13 protein-coding genes are annotated in these 14,420 nt (G+C 72.4%); 10 read left to right on the forward strand and 3 right to left on the reverse strand.

All coding sequences use genetic code 11. The features are described 5' to 3' along the window. Positions 1–7 precede the first annotated feature (7 nt). The 8 genes from MUB56_RS09085 (at position 8) to MUB56_RS09120 (ending at position 10,337) form a co-directional block, all read left to right on the forward strand. Positions 8–1,210, forward strand: a complete 1,203-nt coding sequence (locus MUB56_RS09085) for an ROK family transcriptional regulator (protein ID WP_244931573.1) — start codon at positions 8–10, stop codon at positions 1,208–1,210. Between the two features lie 153 nt (positions 1,211–1,363). Continuing rightward, positions 1,364–2,875: a sugar ABC transporter ATP-binding protein gene (locus MUB56_RS09090; RefSeq protein ID WP_244931574.1), complete on the forward strand. Its 1,512-nt coding sequence runs from the start codon at positions 1,364–1,366 to the stop codon at positions 2,873–2,875. After that, entirely contained in the window at positions 2,872–3,897 is a 1,026-nt protein-coding gene (locus MUB56_RS09095; RefSeq protein WP_244931575.1) for an ABC transporter permease, read from the forward strand. Before MUB56_RS09090 ends, MUB56_RS09095 begins: the two co-directional genes overlap by 4 nt. A gap of 59 nt (positions 3,898–3,956) precedes the next feature. Beyond that, positions 3,957–5,012, forward strand: a complete 1,056-nt coding sequence (locus tag MUB56_RS09100; protein ID WP_244931576.1) for a substrate-binding domain-containing protein — start codon at positions 3,957–3,959, stop codon at positions 5,010–5,012. Positions 5,013–5,091: 79 nt separating this feature from the next. Continuing rightward, the gene (locus tag MUB56_RS09105; protein ID WP_244931577.1) at positions 5,092–6,267 is read left to right on the forward strand and encodes a Gfo/Idh/MocA family oxidoreductase; all 1,176 of its coding nucleotides are present in this window, start codon (positions 5,092–5,094) and stop codon (positions 6,265–6,267) included. After that, positions 6,264–7,271, forward strand: coding sequence for a sugar phosphate isomerase/epimerase family protein (locus MUB56_RS09110; RefSeq protein ID WP_244931578.1), 1,008 nt, complete (start codon positions 6,264–6,266; stop codon positions 7,269–7,271). The genes MUB56_RS09105 and MUB56_RS09110 overlap by 4 nt, the downstream gene beginning before the upstream one ends. A 69-nt stretch (positions 7,272–7,340) precedes the next feature. Continuing rightward, on the forward strand, positions 7,341–8,294 hold the full coding sequence (locus tag MUB56_RS09115) for a sugar phosphate isomerase/epimerase (RefSeq protein WP_244931579.1): 954 nt from the start codon (positions 7,341–7,343) through the stop codon (positions 8,292–8,294). A 66-nt stretch (positions 8,295–8,360) separates the two neighbouring features. Next, a complete protein-coding gene (locus tag MUB56_RS09120; RefSeq protein WP_244931580.1) occupies positions 8,361–10,337 on the forward strand; it encodes an ATP-dependent DNA helicase in 1,977 nt (658 codons plus the stop codon). A gap of 11 nt (positions 10,338–10,348) precedes the next feature. Here the strand turns inward: MUB56_RS09120 and MUB56_RS09125 are convergent, their stop codons facing one another. Together MUB56_RS09125 and lexA are read right to left on the reverse strand one after the other, a co-directional pair. Beyond that, a complete protein-coding gene (locus MUB56_RS09125) occupies positions 10,349–11,914 on the reverse strand; it encodes an MXAN_6640 family putative metalloprotease (protein WP_244931581.1) in 1,566 nt (521 codons plus the stop codon). 79 nt (positions 11,915–11,993) lie between these two features. Then, complete coding sequence (gene lexA, locus MUB56_RS09130; RefSeq protein ID WP_244931582.1) at positions 11,994–12,710, reverse strand: transcriptional repressor LexA; 717 nt, start codon at positions 12,708–12,710, stop codon at positions 11,994–11,996. Between the two features lie 274 nt (positions 12,711–12,984). Here lexA and MUB56_RS09135 point away from each other — a divergent pair, with 274 nt between their 5' ends. After that, on the forward strand, positions 12,985–13,317 hold the full coding sequence (locus MUB56_RS09135; RefSeq protein WP_244931583.1) for a LysM peptidoglycan-binding domain-containing protein: 333 nt from the start codon (positions 12,985–12,987) through the stop codon (positions 13,315–13,317). A 110-nt stretch (positions 13,318–13,427) separates the two neighbouring features. Here the strand turns inward: MUB56_RS09135 and MUB56_RS09140 are convergent, their stop codons facing one another. Continuing rightward, positions 13,428–13,799 (reverse strand): hypothetical protein, encoded by a 372-nt coding sequence (locus tag MUB56_RS09140; RefSeq protein WP_244931584.1) that lies wholly within the window; start codon positions 13,797–13,799, stop codon positions 13,428–13,430. 100 nt (positions 13,800–13,899) lie between these two features. Here MUB56_RS09140 and MUB56_RS09145 point away from each other — a divergent pair, with 100 nt between their 5' ends. Continuing rightward, entirely contained in the window at positions 13,900–14,406 is a 507-nt protein-coding gene (locus MUB56_RS09145; protein WP_244931585.1) for a mismatch-specific DNA-glycosylase, read from the forward strand. Positions 14,407–14,420 lie beyond the last annotated feature (14 nt).

The following is a 14,420-nucleotide window of genomic DNA, read 5'->3' on the forward strand; positions in this document are numbered from 1 at the left end:
TCTGCGCGTGCGTCATTCGTTGGCGGGTCGGGCGGAGAGCGCCATCCAGGCCCGGTTGCTGACCCGGCTCCGGGACGAGGGCCCGCTGTCGAAGGCGCAGCTCGCCGACCGGCTGCAGGTGTCCCGGACCACCGTGGCCGCCGAGGTCGCCCGGCTGCTCGAGCTCGGCCTGGCCCAGGAGGCGGGGCCGGCGGCCTCGCGGGGCGGCCGGCGCTCGACGATGGTGGACCTGGCCGAGGACATCCACTTCGTCGGCATCGCCATCGGGGCGACCGGCATGACGGTGGGCGTCACCGACGGCCGGCTCACCACCCTGGCCACCCGGCAGCTGGGCTGCGACATCCGCCAGGGTCCCGAGGAGGTCCTCGGGATCGCGCTGGCCGGGGTCCGAGAGGTGCTCGACGAGCTCGGTGTGGAGCGACCCGCGGGCGCGGGGATCGGCGTACCCGGTCCGGTGGACTTCGACCGCGGTCAGCCGGTGACGCCGCCGATCATGCCCGGCTGGGACGGCTACCCGGTGCGCGACGCCGTCTCGCGCGAGCTCGGCTGCCCGGCCCTGCTCGACAACGACGTGAACCTGCTCGCGATCGGTGAGCAGCACGCCGGGGTGGCGCGCAGCGCGCGGGACTTCCTGTTCGTCAAGATCGGCACCGGCATCGGCTGCGGCATCGTGATCGACGGCGAGCTCTACCGCGGCGTCGACGGCTGCGCGGGCGACATCGGGCACATCCGGGTCGCCGACGACGGCCCGACCTGCGCCTGCGGCAACATCGGCTGCCTGGAGGCGTACGCCGGTGGCGCGGCACTGGCCCGCGACGCGACGGTGGTCGCCCGCGCCGGTCGATCGGTCTTCCTGGCCGAGGCGCTGGCGGCCAGCGGCGCCCTGACCGCGGCCGACGTGGGCCTGGCCGTGCAGCGGGGCGACGCGCCCGCCGTGCAGCTGATCCGGGAGAGCGGTCGCCGGGTGGGCCAGGTCCTCGCGACCCTGGTGTCGTTCTTCAACCCCGAGATGATCGTCATCGGCGGCGGGGTGACCGGGCTGGGGCACCCGTTCCTCGCGGAGATCCGCGGGGTCACCTACGGGCGGTCCCTCTCGCTCGCCACGGGCAGCCTGCCCATCGTGCTCAGCGAGATGGGCGACGAGGGCGGCGTCGTCGGTGCGGCCCGGCTGATCAGCGACTCGGTCTACGCCCCGGAGTCGCTCGCCTGAGACTCTCCGACTTTGTCCAGTCGACTGCAAAAGTTTGCACACGAATTTGCGAACTTTCGCCATCACCTCTTGATCTAACGTCGCTCGTCGGCCTACCTTGACGCCCACGAGTGACGGACGTCACTCGTCCGGCACGGTGTGGACGAGGTGCACATGACCGATCGCCCGCTGCTCCAGATGAGCGGCATCGTCAAGGAGTTCCCGGGCGTCCGGGCCCTCGGCGGCGTCGATCTGGACGTCCGGGCGGGCGAGGTGCACTGCCTCCTGGGCCAGAACGGCGCCGGCAAGTCAACGCTGATCAAGGTGCTGGCCGCGGCGTACCAGCCGGACGAGGGCACCATCACCTGGGACGGCGAGGAGGTCTCGCTGGGGTCCCCGATGGCGGCGATCCGGGTCGGCATCTCCACGATCTACCAGGAGCTCGACCTGGTCCCCGATCTCAGTGTCGCGGAGAACATCTTCCTCGGTCACGAGCTCTCGCGCGGCGGCCTGACGCAGCGCGCCCGCACCAACACCGTCGTCCGCGAGCTGCTCGCCCGGCTCGGCCACAGCGAGATCTCGCCGACCCGCTCGGTCGGCAGCCTCTCGCCGGCGAGCCAGCAGATCGTCAGCATGGCCCGCGCGCTCTCCCACGACACCCGGCTGCTGGTCCTCGACGAGCCGTCGGCCGTGCTCGACCAGGGCGAGGTCGACAATCTCTTCCGGGTGATCCGCGGGCTCACCGCCGAGGGCGTCGCGATCGTCTACATCTCCCACCGACTGGAGGAGATCCGGGCGATCGGCGACCGGATCACCGTGCTGAAGGACGGCATCACGGTCGGCACCGGGCTCTGGGTCGAGGAGACCCCGACCAGCCGGCTGATCCAGCTGATGACCGGTCGCTCGATCGAGTACGTCTTCCCGCCCCGTCCCGAGACGCCGCGTGATCGCGGCGAGCCGGTGCTGGAGGTCCGGGGTCTGGCCCACGACCGGGTCTTCCGAGGCGTCGACCTGACCGTGCACAGCGGTGAGATCGTCGGCCTGGCCGGACTCGTCGGCGCGGGCCGCTCCGAGATCCTCGAGACGCTGTACGGCGCCCGTCGGGCCTCGGCCGGCACGGTGAGCGTGGACGGCAAGCGGCTGCGTCGCGGCTCGGTCGAGTCCGCGGTCCGGGCCGGGGTCGGCCTGGCCCCCGAGGAGCGCAAGAGCCAGGGCCTGCTGCTCGACCAGGCCGTGTACCGCAACATCACGCTCTCCTCGCTGAACCGGTTCGCCCGGGCCGGCTTCCTCCGCTCCGCAGCCGAGCGGAAGCGCTCCGAGGAGCTGACCCGCTCCCTCGACGTACGCCCCGCCGGCGTGGAGCGAGCCGTGCGAACCCTGTCCGGCGGCAACCAGCAGAAGGTGGTGCTCGCGCGGTGGCTGCTGCGCGAGTGCCGGGTGCTGCTGCTCGACGAGCCCACCCGCGGTGTCGACGTGGGGGCGCGCAGCGAGATCTACCAGCTGGTCCGGCGGCTCGCGGACTCCGGCGTCGCGGTCGTCGTGGTCTCCAGCGAGGTCGAGGAGGTGCTCGGCCTCGCCGACCGGGTGCTGGTGGTCCGCGAGGGCGTGGTCGTGCACGAGTCCCCGGCCGAGGAGATCGACGAGTCCCGGGTCCTGGACCTGGTCATGGAAGGGAAGGTCGCATGACCGAGAGCACCGCCCGGGTCGAGCAGGCCGCTCTGGAGACCACCCGGACCGACAACCCCGTGCTGGCGGTGCTGCGCACCAGCCTGGGCCGCAACCTCGGCCTGGTGATCGCGCTGCTGCTGCTCTGCGTGGTGGGGGTGGCGACCGCGGGGGACCGCTTCGCCTCGACCGACAACGTGCTCACGATCCTGCGGCTGGCCGCGACCATCGGCGTGGTCAGCATCGGCATGACGTTCGTGATCACGGGCGGCGGCATCGACCTGTCGGTCGGCGCGATCCTGGCCCTGTCCTCGGTGTGGTGCACCACGGTGGCCACCCAGGAACTGGCCAACGACACGCACTGGACCGTGATGGTGCTCGCCGCGCTCGCGGTGGGCGGCGGGTGCGGCGTGGTCAACGGCCTGCTGATCTCCTACGGCGGGGTGGTGCCCTTCATCGCCACGCTGGCGATGCTGGCCAGCGCCCGCGGCCTCGCCGAGATCATCTCGGACCGCAAGACCCAGATCGTCGACGTGCCGGGCTTCCAGGAGTTCTTCACCCGGGAGATCCTCGGCATCCCGTTCATCGTGATCCTGTTCGTGCTGGTCGCGGCGGCCGGCTGGGTGCTCCTCAACCGCACGACGTTCGGGCGTCGTACCCTCGCGGTCGGCGGGAACCCCGAGGCCGCCCGCCTGGCCGGCATCAACGTCAAGCGGCACACGGTCTACCTCTACGTGCTGCTGGGGGTCTGCTGCGGCATCGCGGCGCTGATGATCATCTCGCGCACCACGACCGGCAGCTCCACGCACGGTGGTCTCTACGAGCTGGACGCGATCGCGGCGGTCGTCATCGGCGGAACTCTCCTCTCCGGCGGTCGCGGCACCATCGTCGGCACCGTGATCGGGGTGCTGATCTTCACGACGCTGACCAACGTCTTCACCCTCAACAACCGCTCCTTCTCGGAGCAGTCGCTCCTCAAGGGAGCCATCATCGTCGCCGCCGTCCTGCTCCAGCAGCGGCTGGCGTCTCGGAGCAGCACCTGACGCCTCCCGCGTCGACACCTCCCCAGTAGCGCCACCCTCAGTTCAAGGAGCAGCCCACGATGTCCCTGCGACCCACGCACACGAAGTTCGGAGCCGGCCTGCTCGCCGGCGTGACGGTGCTCGCCCTCGCGGCGTGCACGAGCAACGAGTCCGGCGACGACGAGGAGGACCTGGGCGGCGGCACCTCCGCAGCCGAGCAGGGCTCCAACGACGAGCCCGGCGACACCGTCGTCATCGGATTCTCGGCCCCGGCCGCCGACCACGGCTGGATGGGCTCGATCACCGAGTCCGCCCGCAAGGTCGCGGACCAGTACGACGACGTCGACCTGCGGGTCGCCGAGGGCACCAACGACGTCAACCTGCAGATCAGCCAGGTCGAGACCTTCATCAACGACAAGGTCGACGCGATCGTGCTGCTGCCCTTCGACGGCGCCGCGATGACGCCGGTGGCGCTGAAGGCGATGGAGGCCGGGATCCCGGTCATCAACGTCGACCGCGAGTTCGACGACCCGAACGCGGCACGGGTGACCGTCCTGGGCGACAACTACGGCATGGGCGTCTCGGCCGGCACCTACGTGTGCTCGCAGCTCGCCGACACCCCGGACGCGGTGGTCGCGGAGATCGCCGGGATCGACTCGCTGCCCCTGACCCAGGACCGCAGCCAGGGCTTCGAGGACGCGCTGGGCGAGTGCGGCCTGGACGTGGACAACCGGGTGGCGGCCGACTTCACCGTCGAGGGCGGCGAGGAGGCAGCGGCCAACCTGCTGCAGGCGGCCCCGAAGATCGACGCGCTCTGGAACCACGACGACGACCAGGGCGTCGGCGTACTCGCCGCGATCGAGAACGCCGGGCGCGACGAGTTCTTCATGGTCGGCGGCGCCGGCTCGGCGAACGCGATGCGCTCGATCCAGGCCGACGACGGCGTGCTGAAGGCCACGGTCATCTACCCGTCCACGCAGGCGGCCGACGGCATCAAGCTCGCTCGACTGCTCGTCCAGGGGAAGTCGATGAGCGACCTCGTCGAGGTCGAGGTCCCGCGCACGGTGCAGCTCTACGCACCGGTCGTGACGGCCGAGAACGTCGACCAGTTCATCGACACCGCCTTCGAGTCCTGACCCGTCTCCCGCAGGCCCGCCCGACTCTCCCCGGGCGGGCCCGCGGGATCCGTCGACCGCTTCGGAAAGAGAGACGACGTTGACCTCCCCTCGCCCCGCGCTCGCCGTCGCGATGATCGGCCACGCCTTCATGGGTGCCGCCCACTCGCAGGCCTGGCGCAGCGCACCCCGGTTCTTCGACCTCGCCCTGGACCCGGTGATGAGGGTCGCCGTCGGCCGGGACGCCGACCGGGCGGCCGCGGCGGCCGACCGGCTGGGCTGGGCCGAGAGCGCCGCCGACTGGCGGGCCGTGGTGGCTCGTGACGACATCGACCTCGTCGACGTGTGCACCCCGGGGGACACCCACGCGGAGATCGCGATCGCGGCGCTGGCCGCCGGCAAGCACGTGCTGTGCGAGAAGCCGTTGGCCAACACGGTGGCCGAGGCCGAGGAGATGGCGGCGGCCGCCGAGACCGCCGCCGCCCGGGGTGTCCGCTCGATGGTCGGCTTCACCTACCGCCGGGTGCCGGCGATCGCGCTGGCCCGCCGCCTGGTCGCGGAGGGTCGGATCGGGGAGATCCGACACGTCCGGGCGCACTATCTCCAGGACTGGATCGCCGATCCGGAGGCGCCGTTGACCTGGCGGCTCGACAAGCAGCTGGCCGGGTCCGGGGCGCTCGGGGACATCGGCGCCCACATCATCGACCTGACCCAGTACCTGACCGGAGACCGGGTCCGCGAGGTCTCCGGTCAGCTGGAGACCTTCGTCAAGGAGCGGCCGCTGGTGGCGGTGGGCGCCGGCCTCTCCGGCACGGCCACCGCCGAGCGCGGCCCGGTGACCGTCGACGATGCGGCCGTCTTCATCGCCCGCTTCGCGGGTGGGGCGCTCGGCGTCTTCGAGGCGACCCGGTTCGCCACCGGCCGCAAGAACTCCATCCGGATCGAGCTCAACGGCTCCGCCGGGTCGCTGGCCTTCGACTTCGAGGACATGAACGTCCTGGAGCTGTACGACGCCGACGAGCCCGCCGAGACCGCCGGTTTCCGACGGATCCTGGTGACCGAGCCCGGCCACCCGTACGTCGACGCCTGGTGGCCGGCCGGTCACGGGCTCGGCTACGAGCACGGCTTCACCCACCAGGTCGTCGACCTGGTGACCGCGATCGCCGAGGACACGGACCCGGCGCCGACCTTCGCCGACGGCCTGCAGGTGCAGCGGGTGCTCGCCGCCGTCGAGACCAGCTCCGACACCCGCACCTGGCAGGAGGTCCCGACATGACCCGACCGATCACCCTGTTCACCGGCCAGTGGGCCGACCTGCCCTTCGAGGAGGTGGTCCGCCTGGCCGCCGACTGGGGGTACGACGGCCTCGAGATCGCCTGCTGGGGCGACCACCTCGACCCCTGGCAGGCCGCCGAGGACGACGCGTACGTGCAGGGAAAGCTGGACCTGCTCGAGCGGCACGGCCTGCAGGTGTTCGCGATCTCCAACCACCTGAAGGGCCAGGCGGTCTGCGACGACCCGATCGACGCCCGGCACCAGGCGATCCTGCCGGCGCGGATCTGGGGCGACGGCGACGCCGAGGGGGTGCGGCAGCGGGCGGCGGAGGAGATGAAGATGACGGCGCGCGCCGCGCAGCGGCTCGGCGTACGCACCGTCGTCGGGTTCACCGGCTCCTCGATCTGGAAGTACGTCGCGATGTTCCCGCCGGCCACCGAGGAGATGGTCGCTGCCGGCTACCGCGACTTCGCCGACCGCTGGCACCCGATCCTCGACGTGTTCGACGAGTGCGGGGTTCGGTTCGCCCACGAGGTGCACCCCTCCGAGATCGCCTACGACTACTGGACGACGAAGGCCGCGATGGAGGCGATCGGGCATCGCGAGGCGTTCGGGCTGAACTGGGACCCCTCGCACTTCGTGTGGCAGGACCTGGACCCGGTCGGCTTCCTGTGGGACTTCGCCGACCGGATCTACCACGTGGACTGCAAGGACGCGAAGCGGCAGACGGGCAACGGCCGCAACGGCCGGCTCGGCTCGCACCTGCCGTGGGCCGACCCGCGCCGCGGCTGGGACTTCGTGTCGACCGGCCACGGCGACGTGCCGTGGGAGCAGTGCTTCCGGATGCTCAACACGATCGGGTACGACGGGCCGATCTCCATCGAGTGGGAGGACGCCGGCATGGACCGGCTGCTCGGTGCGCCCGAGGCGCTGGCCTTCGTGCGCCGGCTGGCCTTCGACGCTCCTACGGCGGCCTTCGACGCCGCGTTCGCCACGGACGACTGAGTCGGTCATCCAGCTCCAGCCCGGGCCGCCGGCCCGGGTCGCACCAGGAATCTCGGGAAGGACAATCGCATGTGCTTCGGCTATGACGGCGAGGGCGCCCTGCGCCGCTCGCTCGAGGAGAAGGGCGCGAGCCGCCGCTCGCTGTTCCGGGGTGCGGCCCTCGGCGCCGCTGGGGTCGCCGCTGCTGGATCCGGGCTCGCCTCTCCGGCGGTCGCGGGCGGCCGGCACGGGGGCGGCCGCCCGCACGGCGTACCCCACGACCGGATCAGCATCCAGCTCTACACGCTCCGGGCGGCGCTCGGCGGCACGCCGGGCTTCGACGCCGTACTGGAGCGGCTCGCGCAGTACGGCTACGAGAAGGTGGAGCTCGCCGGCTACTACGGCCGCACCGCTGCCCAGCTCCGCGACTTCCTCGACGGGCTGGGCATCCGGGCCTCGTCGAGCCACGACGGCATCAGCGCCGACGCCACCGCGCTGCGCACCAAGCTCGAGAACGCCGCGACCCTCGGACAGCGGTACGTCGTCGTACCCTTCCTGGCCTCCAGCAGCCTGGCCGAGTGGCAGGGCTGGGCGGACCGGATGAACGCCGAGGCGGCGCTCGCCCGTCGGTACGGCCTGCGCTACGGCTACCACAACCACGCCCACGAGTTCACAACGGACCTCGGTGGCGGGGTGACGCCGTGGGAAGTGCTCACCGAGCGGCTCGACCCGCGGCTGGTGCACCTGGAGATCGACCTCTACTGGGTCTACACCGGCGGCATCGGGGTCGGTGCGGCCGACCCGGACCGGTTCGCGATCGACGTGATCCGCAGGGCGCCGCAGGAGGTACGCCAGTTCCACGTCAAGGACCGGGACGAGGCCACGGGGGACATGTGCGACCTCGGCACCGGCGTCGTGGACTTCCCGCGGATCTTCCGCCGCCATACCGCCGAGGAGTACATCGTCGAGAACGACACTCCCGACGTCAGCCCGCTCACCAGCGCCGCGGTCGGCCACCTGTACCTCGAGCACGTCCGCTTCTGACCCGGCCGCGTCGGGGGCCTGGGGACAGGCGCCTCGGCGGTCGGCGGAGACGTCTAGGGTGCTCGGGTGCCCGAGACCCCCGCCGTGACGCAGGTGCTGTCCGCCGCCGTCCAGGCGCTGGGCGGTCAGGAGCGTTCCGGCCAGGTCGCGATGGCCGAGGCGGTTGCCGCCGCGATGACCGACGAGCGTCACCTGCTGGTCCAGGCCGGCACCGGCACCGGCAAGTCGCTCGGTTACCTCGTGCCCAGCCTGCTGCACCGCGAGCGGGTCGTGATCGCCACCGCGACGCTCGCCCTTCAGCACCAGCTGGTCGAGCGCGACCTGCCGCGACTGGCCGAGGCGGTCAAGGGCGTGCCGGGTGTCGACACGTCGTACGCCGTGCTCAAGGGCCGCTCCAACTACGCCTGCCTGCACCGGGTCCGCGAGGGCGTCCCGGACGAGCAGGGCGCGCTGGTGCAGATGCCCGAGGGGTCGATGGGCGCCAAGATCCTGGAGCTGCGGGCCTGGGCGGAGAAGGCGGCCGAGGACGGCGGCAGCGGCGAGCGCGACCACGCCCCGCGCCACACCGACAAGGAGTGGCGCCAGGTCAGCGTCAACCACCGGGAGTGCCTCGGCGCCGCCAAGTGCCCGTTCGGCCAGGAGTGCTTCGCCGAGCTCGCCAAGGAGAAGGCGCACCGCTCGCACCTGATCGTCACCAACCACTCGCTGCTCGCGATCGACGCGATCGAGGGGGTGCCGATGATCCCCGACTACGACGTCGTCGTGGTCGACGAGGCGCACGAGCTGACCGCCCGGGTCACCCAGGCCGCCACCGACGAGCTCTGGGCGGCCGAGGTCGAGCGCTCGGCCCGTCGCTCCCAGCGCCACGTCGACGGCTCGGAGGCCGACGACCTCGCCGATGCCGCCGACGCGCTGCGGGCGGCGATGGGGGAGGCCAGCCCGGGCCGGTTCGAGCAGCTGCCCGAGCAGCTCTCCGACGCCCTGGCGCTGGTGCGCGACGCCGCGCGCGCCTGCTACTCGGCGTACCCCAAGCCCGACAAGGACGGCGACCCCGACGCCGGTCGCACCCAGGCCCGGGGCGCGGTGCAGGAGGTGTTCGCGACCGCCGAACGGATGGCGTCCGGCTCCGACGCCGACGTGCTCTGGCTGACCGAGGGCTCCGAGCGGCTCCCGCCGCGGCTCTGCGTCGCGCCGCTCCAGGTCTGGGGCACGATGCGCGACAAGCTGCTGACCGACAAGACGGTCGTGATGACCTCGGCGACCCTGATGCTCGGCGGCGACTTCGGCGCAGTGGCCACCGGTGTCGGGCTCAAGGCCAGTGAGCGGGTCCTGGAGGGCGCGCCCGCCGACGCGCACGCCGCCGGCAGCGGCCTGCCGTGGCGCGGCATCGACGTCGGCTCGCCGTTCGACTACGGGCAGCAGGGCATCCTGTACGTCGCGCGCCACCTGCCGCCGCCCGGCCGCGACGGCCTGGTCAAGGCCCAGCTCGACGAGATCGTCGAGCTGGTCGACGCGGCCGAGGGGCGCACGCTCGGGCTGTTCTCGTCGCGGCGGGCCGCCGAGGCCGCCGCAGAGGTGGTCCGCGAGCGGCTGCCGCACCTGACCACGCTCGCCCAGGGCGACGCCCAGCTGCCCGAGCTGGCGAAGCAGTTCGTCGCCGACCCGCACACCTGCCTGTTCGGCACCTTGTCGCTGTGGCAGGGCCTCGACGTGCCGGGCGAGACCTGCCAGCTGGTGCTCATCGACCGGATCCCCTTCCCGCGTCCCGACGACCCGCTGATGTCGGCGCGCCAGCGGGCGGCCGACAAGGCCGGCGGCAACGGGTTCATGCAGGTCGCCGCCACGCACGCCGCGCTGCTGATGGCGCAGGGCGCCGGTCGACTGATCCGCACCACCTCCGACCGCGGCGTCGTCGCCGTCCTCGATCCTCGGCTGGCGACCGCTCGCTACGGCGGCTTCCTCAAGTCCAGCCTGCCGCCGATGTGGACCACCACCGACCCGGCCGTGGTCCGCAAGGCCCTGGCCCGGCTCGCCGCCGGCTGAGGCCTGAGCGACTACGCCAGCGCGCGGACCTGCACCCGCAGGGTCAGGTCGTCGTCGAGCGAGCGGCCCCGGCAGGAGTGGACCGTGCCGCGGCCGCAGCGGTAGCGGGTGGCGGCGTTGACCAGCGTGACGTCGACGTACCTGACCCGGCCGGCCGCGAACGGGAGCGTGATCCGGGCGCCCCCCGACCGGTCGACCCGCACGACCCGGGTCCGCAGCCGGCCCGACTCCTGACGCACGGTGAGGACCGCGGCCGTCGGTCGGCTGCGGCGCGGGAGGTCGACGGTGATCCGGAGCCTGCCGGCGCGCCGGGACGCACCGGTGTCGGGTCGGTAGCGCAGGGTCCCGCTGCCGAGGTGGTCGAGGGTGAGCGCGGCGCGGCGGCTCTGCCCGCGCGCGACCCGGGCGCTGCTCTCCGGCGTGGTCGCGGGGTAGCGCGAGCCCTCCGCGTAGCTGCTCCTGGGATGGCGGTTGGCGGCGGAGAACCGGGCGACGGTCGCGGTCATCGACCGTCCGCGCTCGCCCAGCACGGCCTCCACGGCCTGGATCGAGTACGCCGGTCCGGCGGCTCGCTCCCAGATCTCCCGGATGATCGTGGGCAGCCCGCCCTGTGCGCGTGGCTCCACCTCGCTGAGGTGGCGGAAGAAGATCCAGCTGCCGTAGACCCGCATCCCCTCGCCCTGGTCGAGCGGGACCCCGGGCTGGCTCATCGGGCTGTTCCGGAGGTACTGCACGTTGTCGTTGACGCCGTCGTACACCTCGTCCTCGACCCAGGTGGCCGTCGACTCGAGGAACCACGGGTCCTCGGTGAGGTCGTAGGCCAGCTGGACCGCGTGGAAGTACTCGTGCGCGAGCGTCACCTGGAGGTTCTCGGTGGGGGTGTGGGACGGGAACTCGGCGAAGTCGTTGTCGAGCGCGCAGTACGCCGTGGCGCTGCGCTGCTGGGCGCTCGTGACTCCCTCGGGGGCGCAGTAGCCGTAGATCCCGTCCCCGCGGGTGCCGCTGTCGACGAGGTAGACGTCGAACTGGTCGAGTCCGCCACCGCGGATGCCGTCCGCGACCGGGCGGCGGTAGCCGGCGCCCGCGTAGGTGCCGCTGACCTCGGCCAGGGTCGTGAAGACCAGGTCGACGTAGTCGGGGCGGCCGTTGCCGTTGCCGTCGGAGAGATCGGGGGCGTCGGAGGTCTGGCGCGCCCAGTGCACGCAGAAGCCGTCCTGGCACGCCGCGGTCGGCTGGGCGCCGGCCCGGTAGCCGAACTGCTGGGGGTCGGGGTTGTCCGTGGGTCGGGCCAGGATCCGATCGGCCTCCGCCCGGCGGGCCGCCGGGAGAGCGGTTCGGCTCCGGGCGAGCTCGAGCAGCACCAGGCTGGCGTCGCGGCCCGACGAGCTGCCGCGCAGGAGGCCGTCCGCCTCCTCGAGCACCTGGGCGGCGCGGGCTGCCGGGCCCTCGATCGGGTGTCCGACCGGCTCGCCGTCCCAGCCGCTCGCGCCTGAGGCGGCGCCCGGCTGAGTCAGCAGCGCGGCGGCGAGGACGGCGGCGCCGACGGTCGCGAGCAGCGTGCGGTGGCGTGCGGGCACGAGGTCTCCAACCGGGAGGGAGCGGGCGGGCAATCCTCGCACGCCCGCCCTCGTGAACGGCCCGGTCCAGCCTCCTCGCTCAGACCTTGCGCAGGACCGCGGTGACCTTCCCCAGGATCGTCGCGTGGGTGCCGTCGATCGGGTCGTAGGCCTCGTTGTGGGGCATCAGCCAGACCTTCCCGTCCTTGCGCTTGAAGGTCTTGACGGTGGCCTCGCCGTCGAGGAGGGCGGCGACGATGTCGCCGTTCTCGGCGGTCTGCTCCTTGCGGATCACCACGTAGTCACCGCTGCAGATCGCGGCGTCGACCATCGAGTCACCGGCGACCTCGAGGAGGAAGAGCTCACCCTCGCCGACCAGCTGACGGGGGAGCGGGAAGACGTCCTCGTAGCGCTCCTCGGCCAGGATCGGTCCGCCGGCGGCGATCCGCCCGAGCAGGGGGACGTTGGTCGGCACCGGGGCGGCGTCGCCGACGCCGGTCTCGTCGTACGACGACTCGTCGGCACCGGAGAGGGCACGCCGCGCGGCCATCACCTCGGGCAGGAACACCTCCAGCGCGCGCGGCCGGTGCGGGTCGCGCTTGAGGAAGCCCTTCTCCTCCAGCGACTTCAGCTGGTGCGCCACGCTCGAGGAGCTCGTCAGCCCGACGGCGTCACCGATCTCGCGCATGCTCGGCGGGTAGCCGCGCTTCTCGATGCAGTCCTTGATGTGCGCGAGCACGCGCTGCTGGCGCGGGGTCAGTCCGGTGGCGTCGGGCGGCCCGTCGGGCAGCTCGCGGACGTTCTTCTTCGTGGCCATGGTGATGCCTTTCGCCGGGATGCTCGTGGGCTCACCGTACCGAGATGCGGCTCCGGCTTCAAACATGTGTTCGAAGGGCGTGTCGTCCCGATCCGTTCGAACAAATGTTCCCCCGGTTCTTGATTTCGTTCGAACAGGTGCTCTAGTCTCGCACACATGTTCGATCGAACGTCTGATCGACCAGCTGGCCAGCACCGGACTGTCGGTGGGCGCGGATAGACATTCGCTCGTGGCCAGGCACCCAGGCTGACCGCCACTTCCCCAGGAGGTCCCGATGAGCACGATGCAGATGTCCGACCTGTCCCTCACTCGCGGCGAGCTCCGGCTCACCCGGCGCGGCCGGCTGGTGATCTTCCTGCTCGGGCTGACCCTGGTGCTCGGGATCGGCCTGATGCTCGCCGCCGGGTCGGTGGCCACGCCCGAGCCGGGCACCGCGGAGCCCACGACGGTCGTCACGGTCGGCACCGGCGAGACCCTCTGGGACATCGCGGCAGGTGCGGCCGAGGACGGCCAGGTCCAGGAGATGATCGAGCACATCGAGCGCCTCAACGGCCTGGAGTCGACGGTGCTCCTCGCCGGCCAGGAGCTCCGGGTCCCGACGGAGTAGCGCCACCACAGACTTCGCCAGCCGCTTCGACCCCGGCTGGCGAGCCGGGGAAGACAGGGGCGGGGCCACGAGGTGGCCCCGCCCCTGCGGCGTTTCGGTGTCCGAGGGGGTCAGCGGGCCGCGCGCCGGCCACCGGGCGGGCGCGGCGCGGGCGGGGTCCGGTCCGCCGTCTCCGACGGCACGGGGGACTCCGGTGACGGCGGGGGAGCGGTGATGCCGAGCCCGCGGAGCAGACGGGCGACCATCATCAGGCCGAGGAAGAGGCAGGCGATCGCGCCGGCCGAGGCGAGGGCGAGGAACAGCCAGGCGCGCTCGTCACCGGATCGGGCGCTCGCGCCGAAGTCGATGGCGGCGTACACAAGGTAGCCCCAGGCGACGACCGCCAGGGTCACCCCGACGGCGAGCAGCAGCAGTCGGGGGCGGAAGGTCCGCGGTGGGCGTGCGGCACGTCGCGACCCTGCTCGCTTTCCCTCGCCCGCCACGCCGGTCATTGTGTCGCACCGACCCACACGGTGTGGGAGGACCCGCGCATCCGGCGGCAGCTCCGTGCCCTGAGTTTGGTGCGGCCCGGAGAGTGAAGACGTGGAGGTGCTTCCGGACATCGTGGGTCCTGAGCCGATCGTGGTCTTCTGCGGCCTGGCCGGCGCGGAGTCGACCAAGTGGCGCGAGCACTACTACGCCTCGCCGGGCAACAGCTTCTGGGAGTCGCTCCATCTCAGCGGGCTGAGCCCCCGCCGGCTGCGCCCCGACGAGGACCGGCTGGTCGCCGAGCTGGGATTCGGGCTGACCGACCTGGTGGGGCACTGGGACCCGCGCTGGGTGGAGGTCGACGAACTGGCGGCGAAGGTGGAGCGGTGGCGACCGGAGTGGCTGGCGTTCACCAGCAAGGGCGTCGCGCACGAGGCCGCGCGTGCGCTTGGTCGCCCGGGACGGCCGCACCTGGGAGTCCAGGACTGGTACGTCGGGCCCGCGCAGGTCTTCGTGCTCCCGGGGACGAGCGGCGCCAACCAGCGCCGCGACTACGACGGTCGACCGAACCGGCTGTCGTGGTGGCGTGACCTCGCTGCCCTCGTCGGTCGCGGCGCCTGAGGCCGGGCTCGGCC

It is taken from the genome of Nocardioides sp. W7 (genome assembly GCF_022919075.1).
GTDB lineage: Bacteria > Actinomycetota > Actinomycetes > Propionibacteriales > Nocardioidaceae > Nocardioides.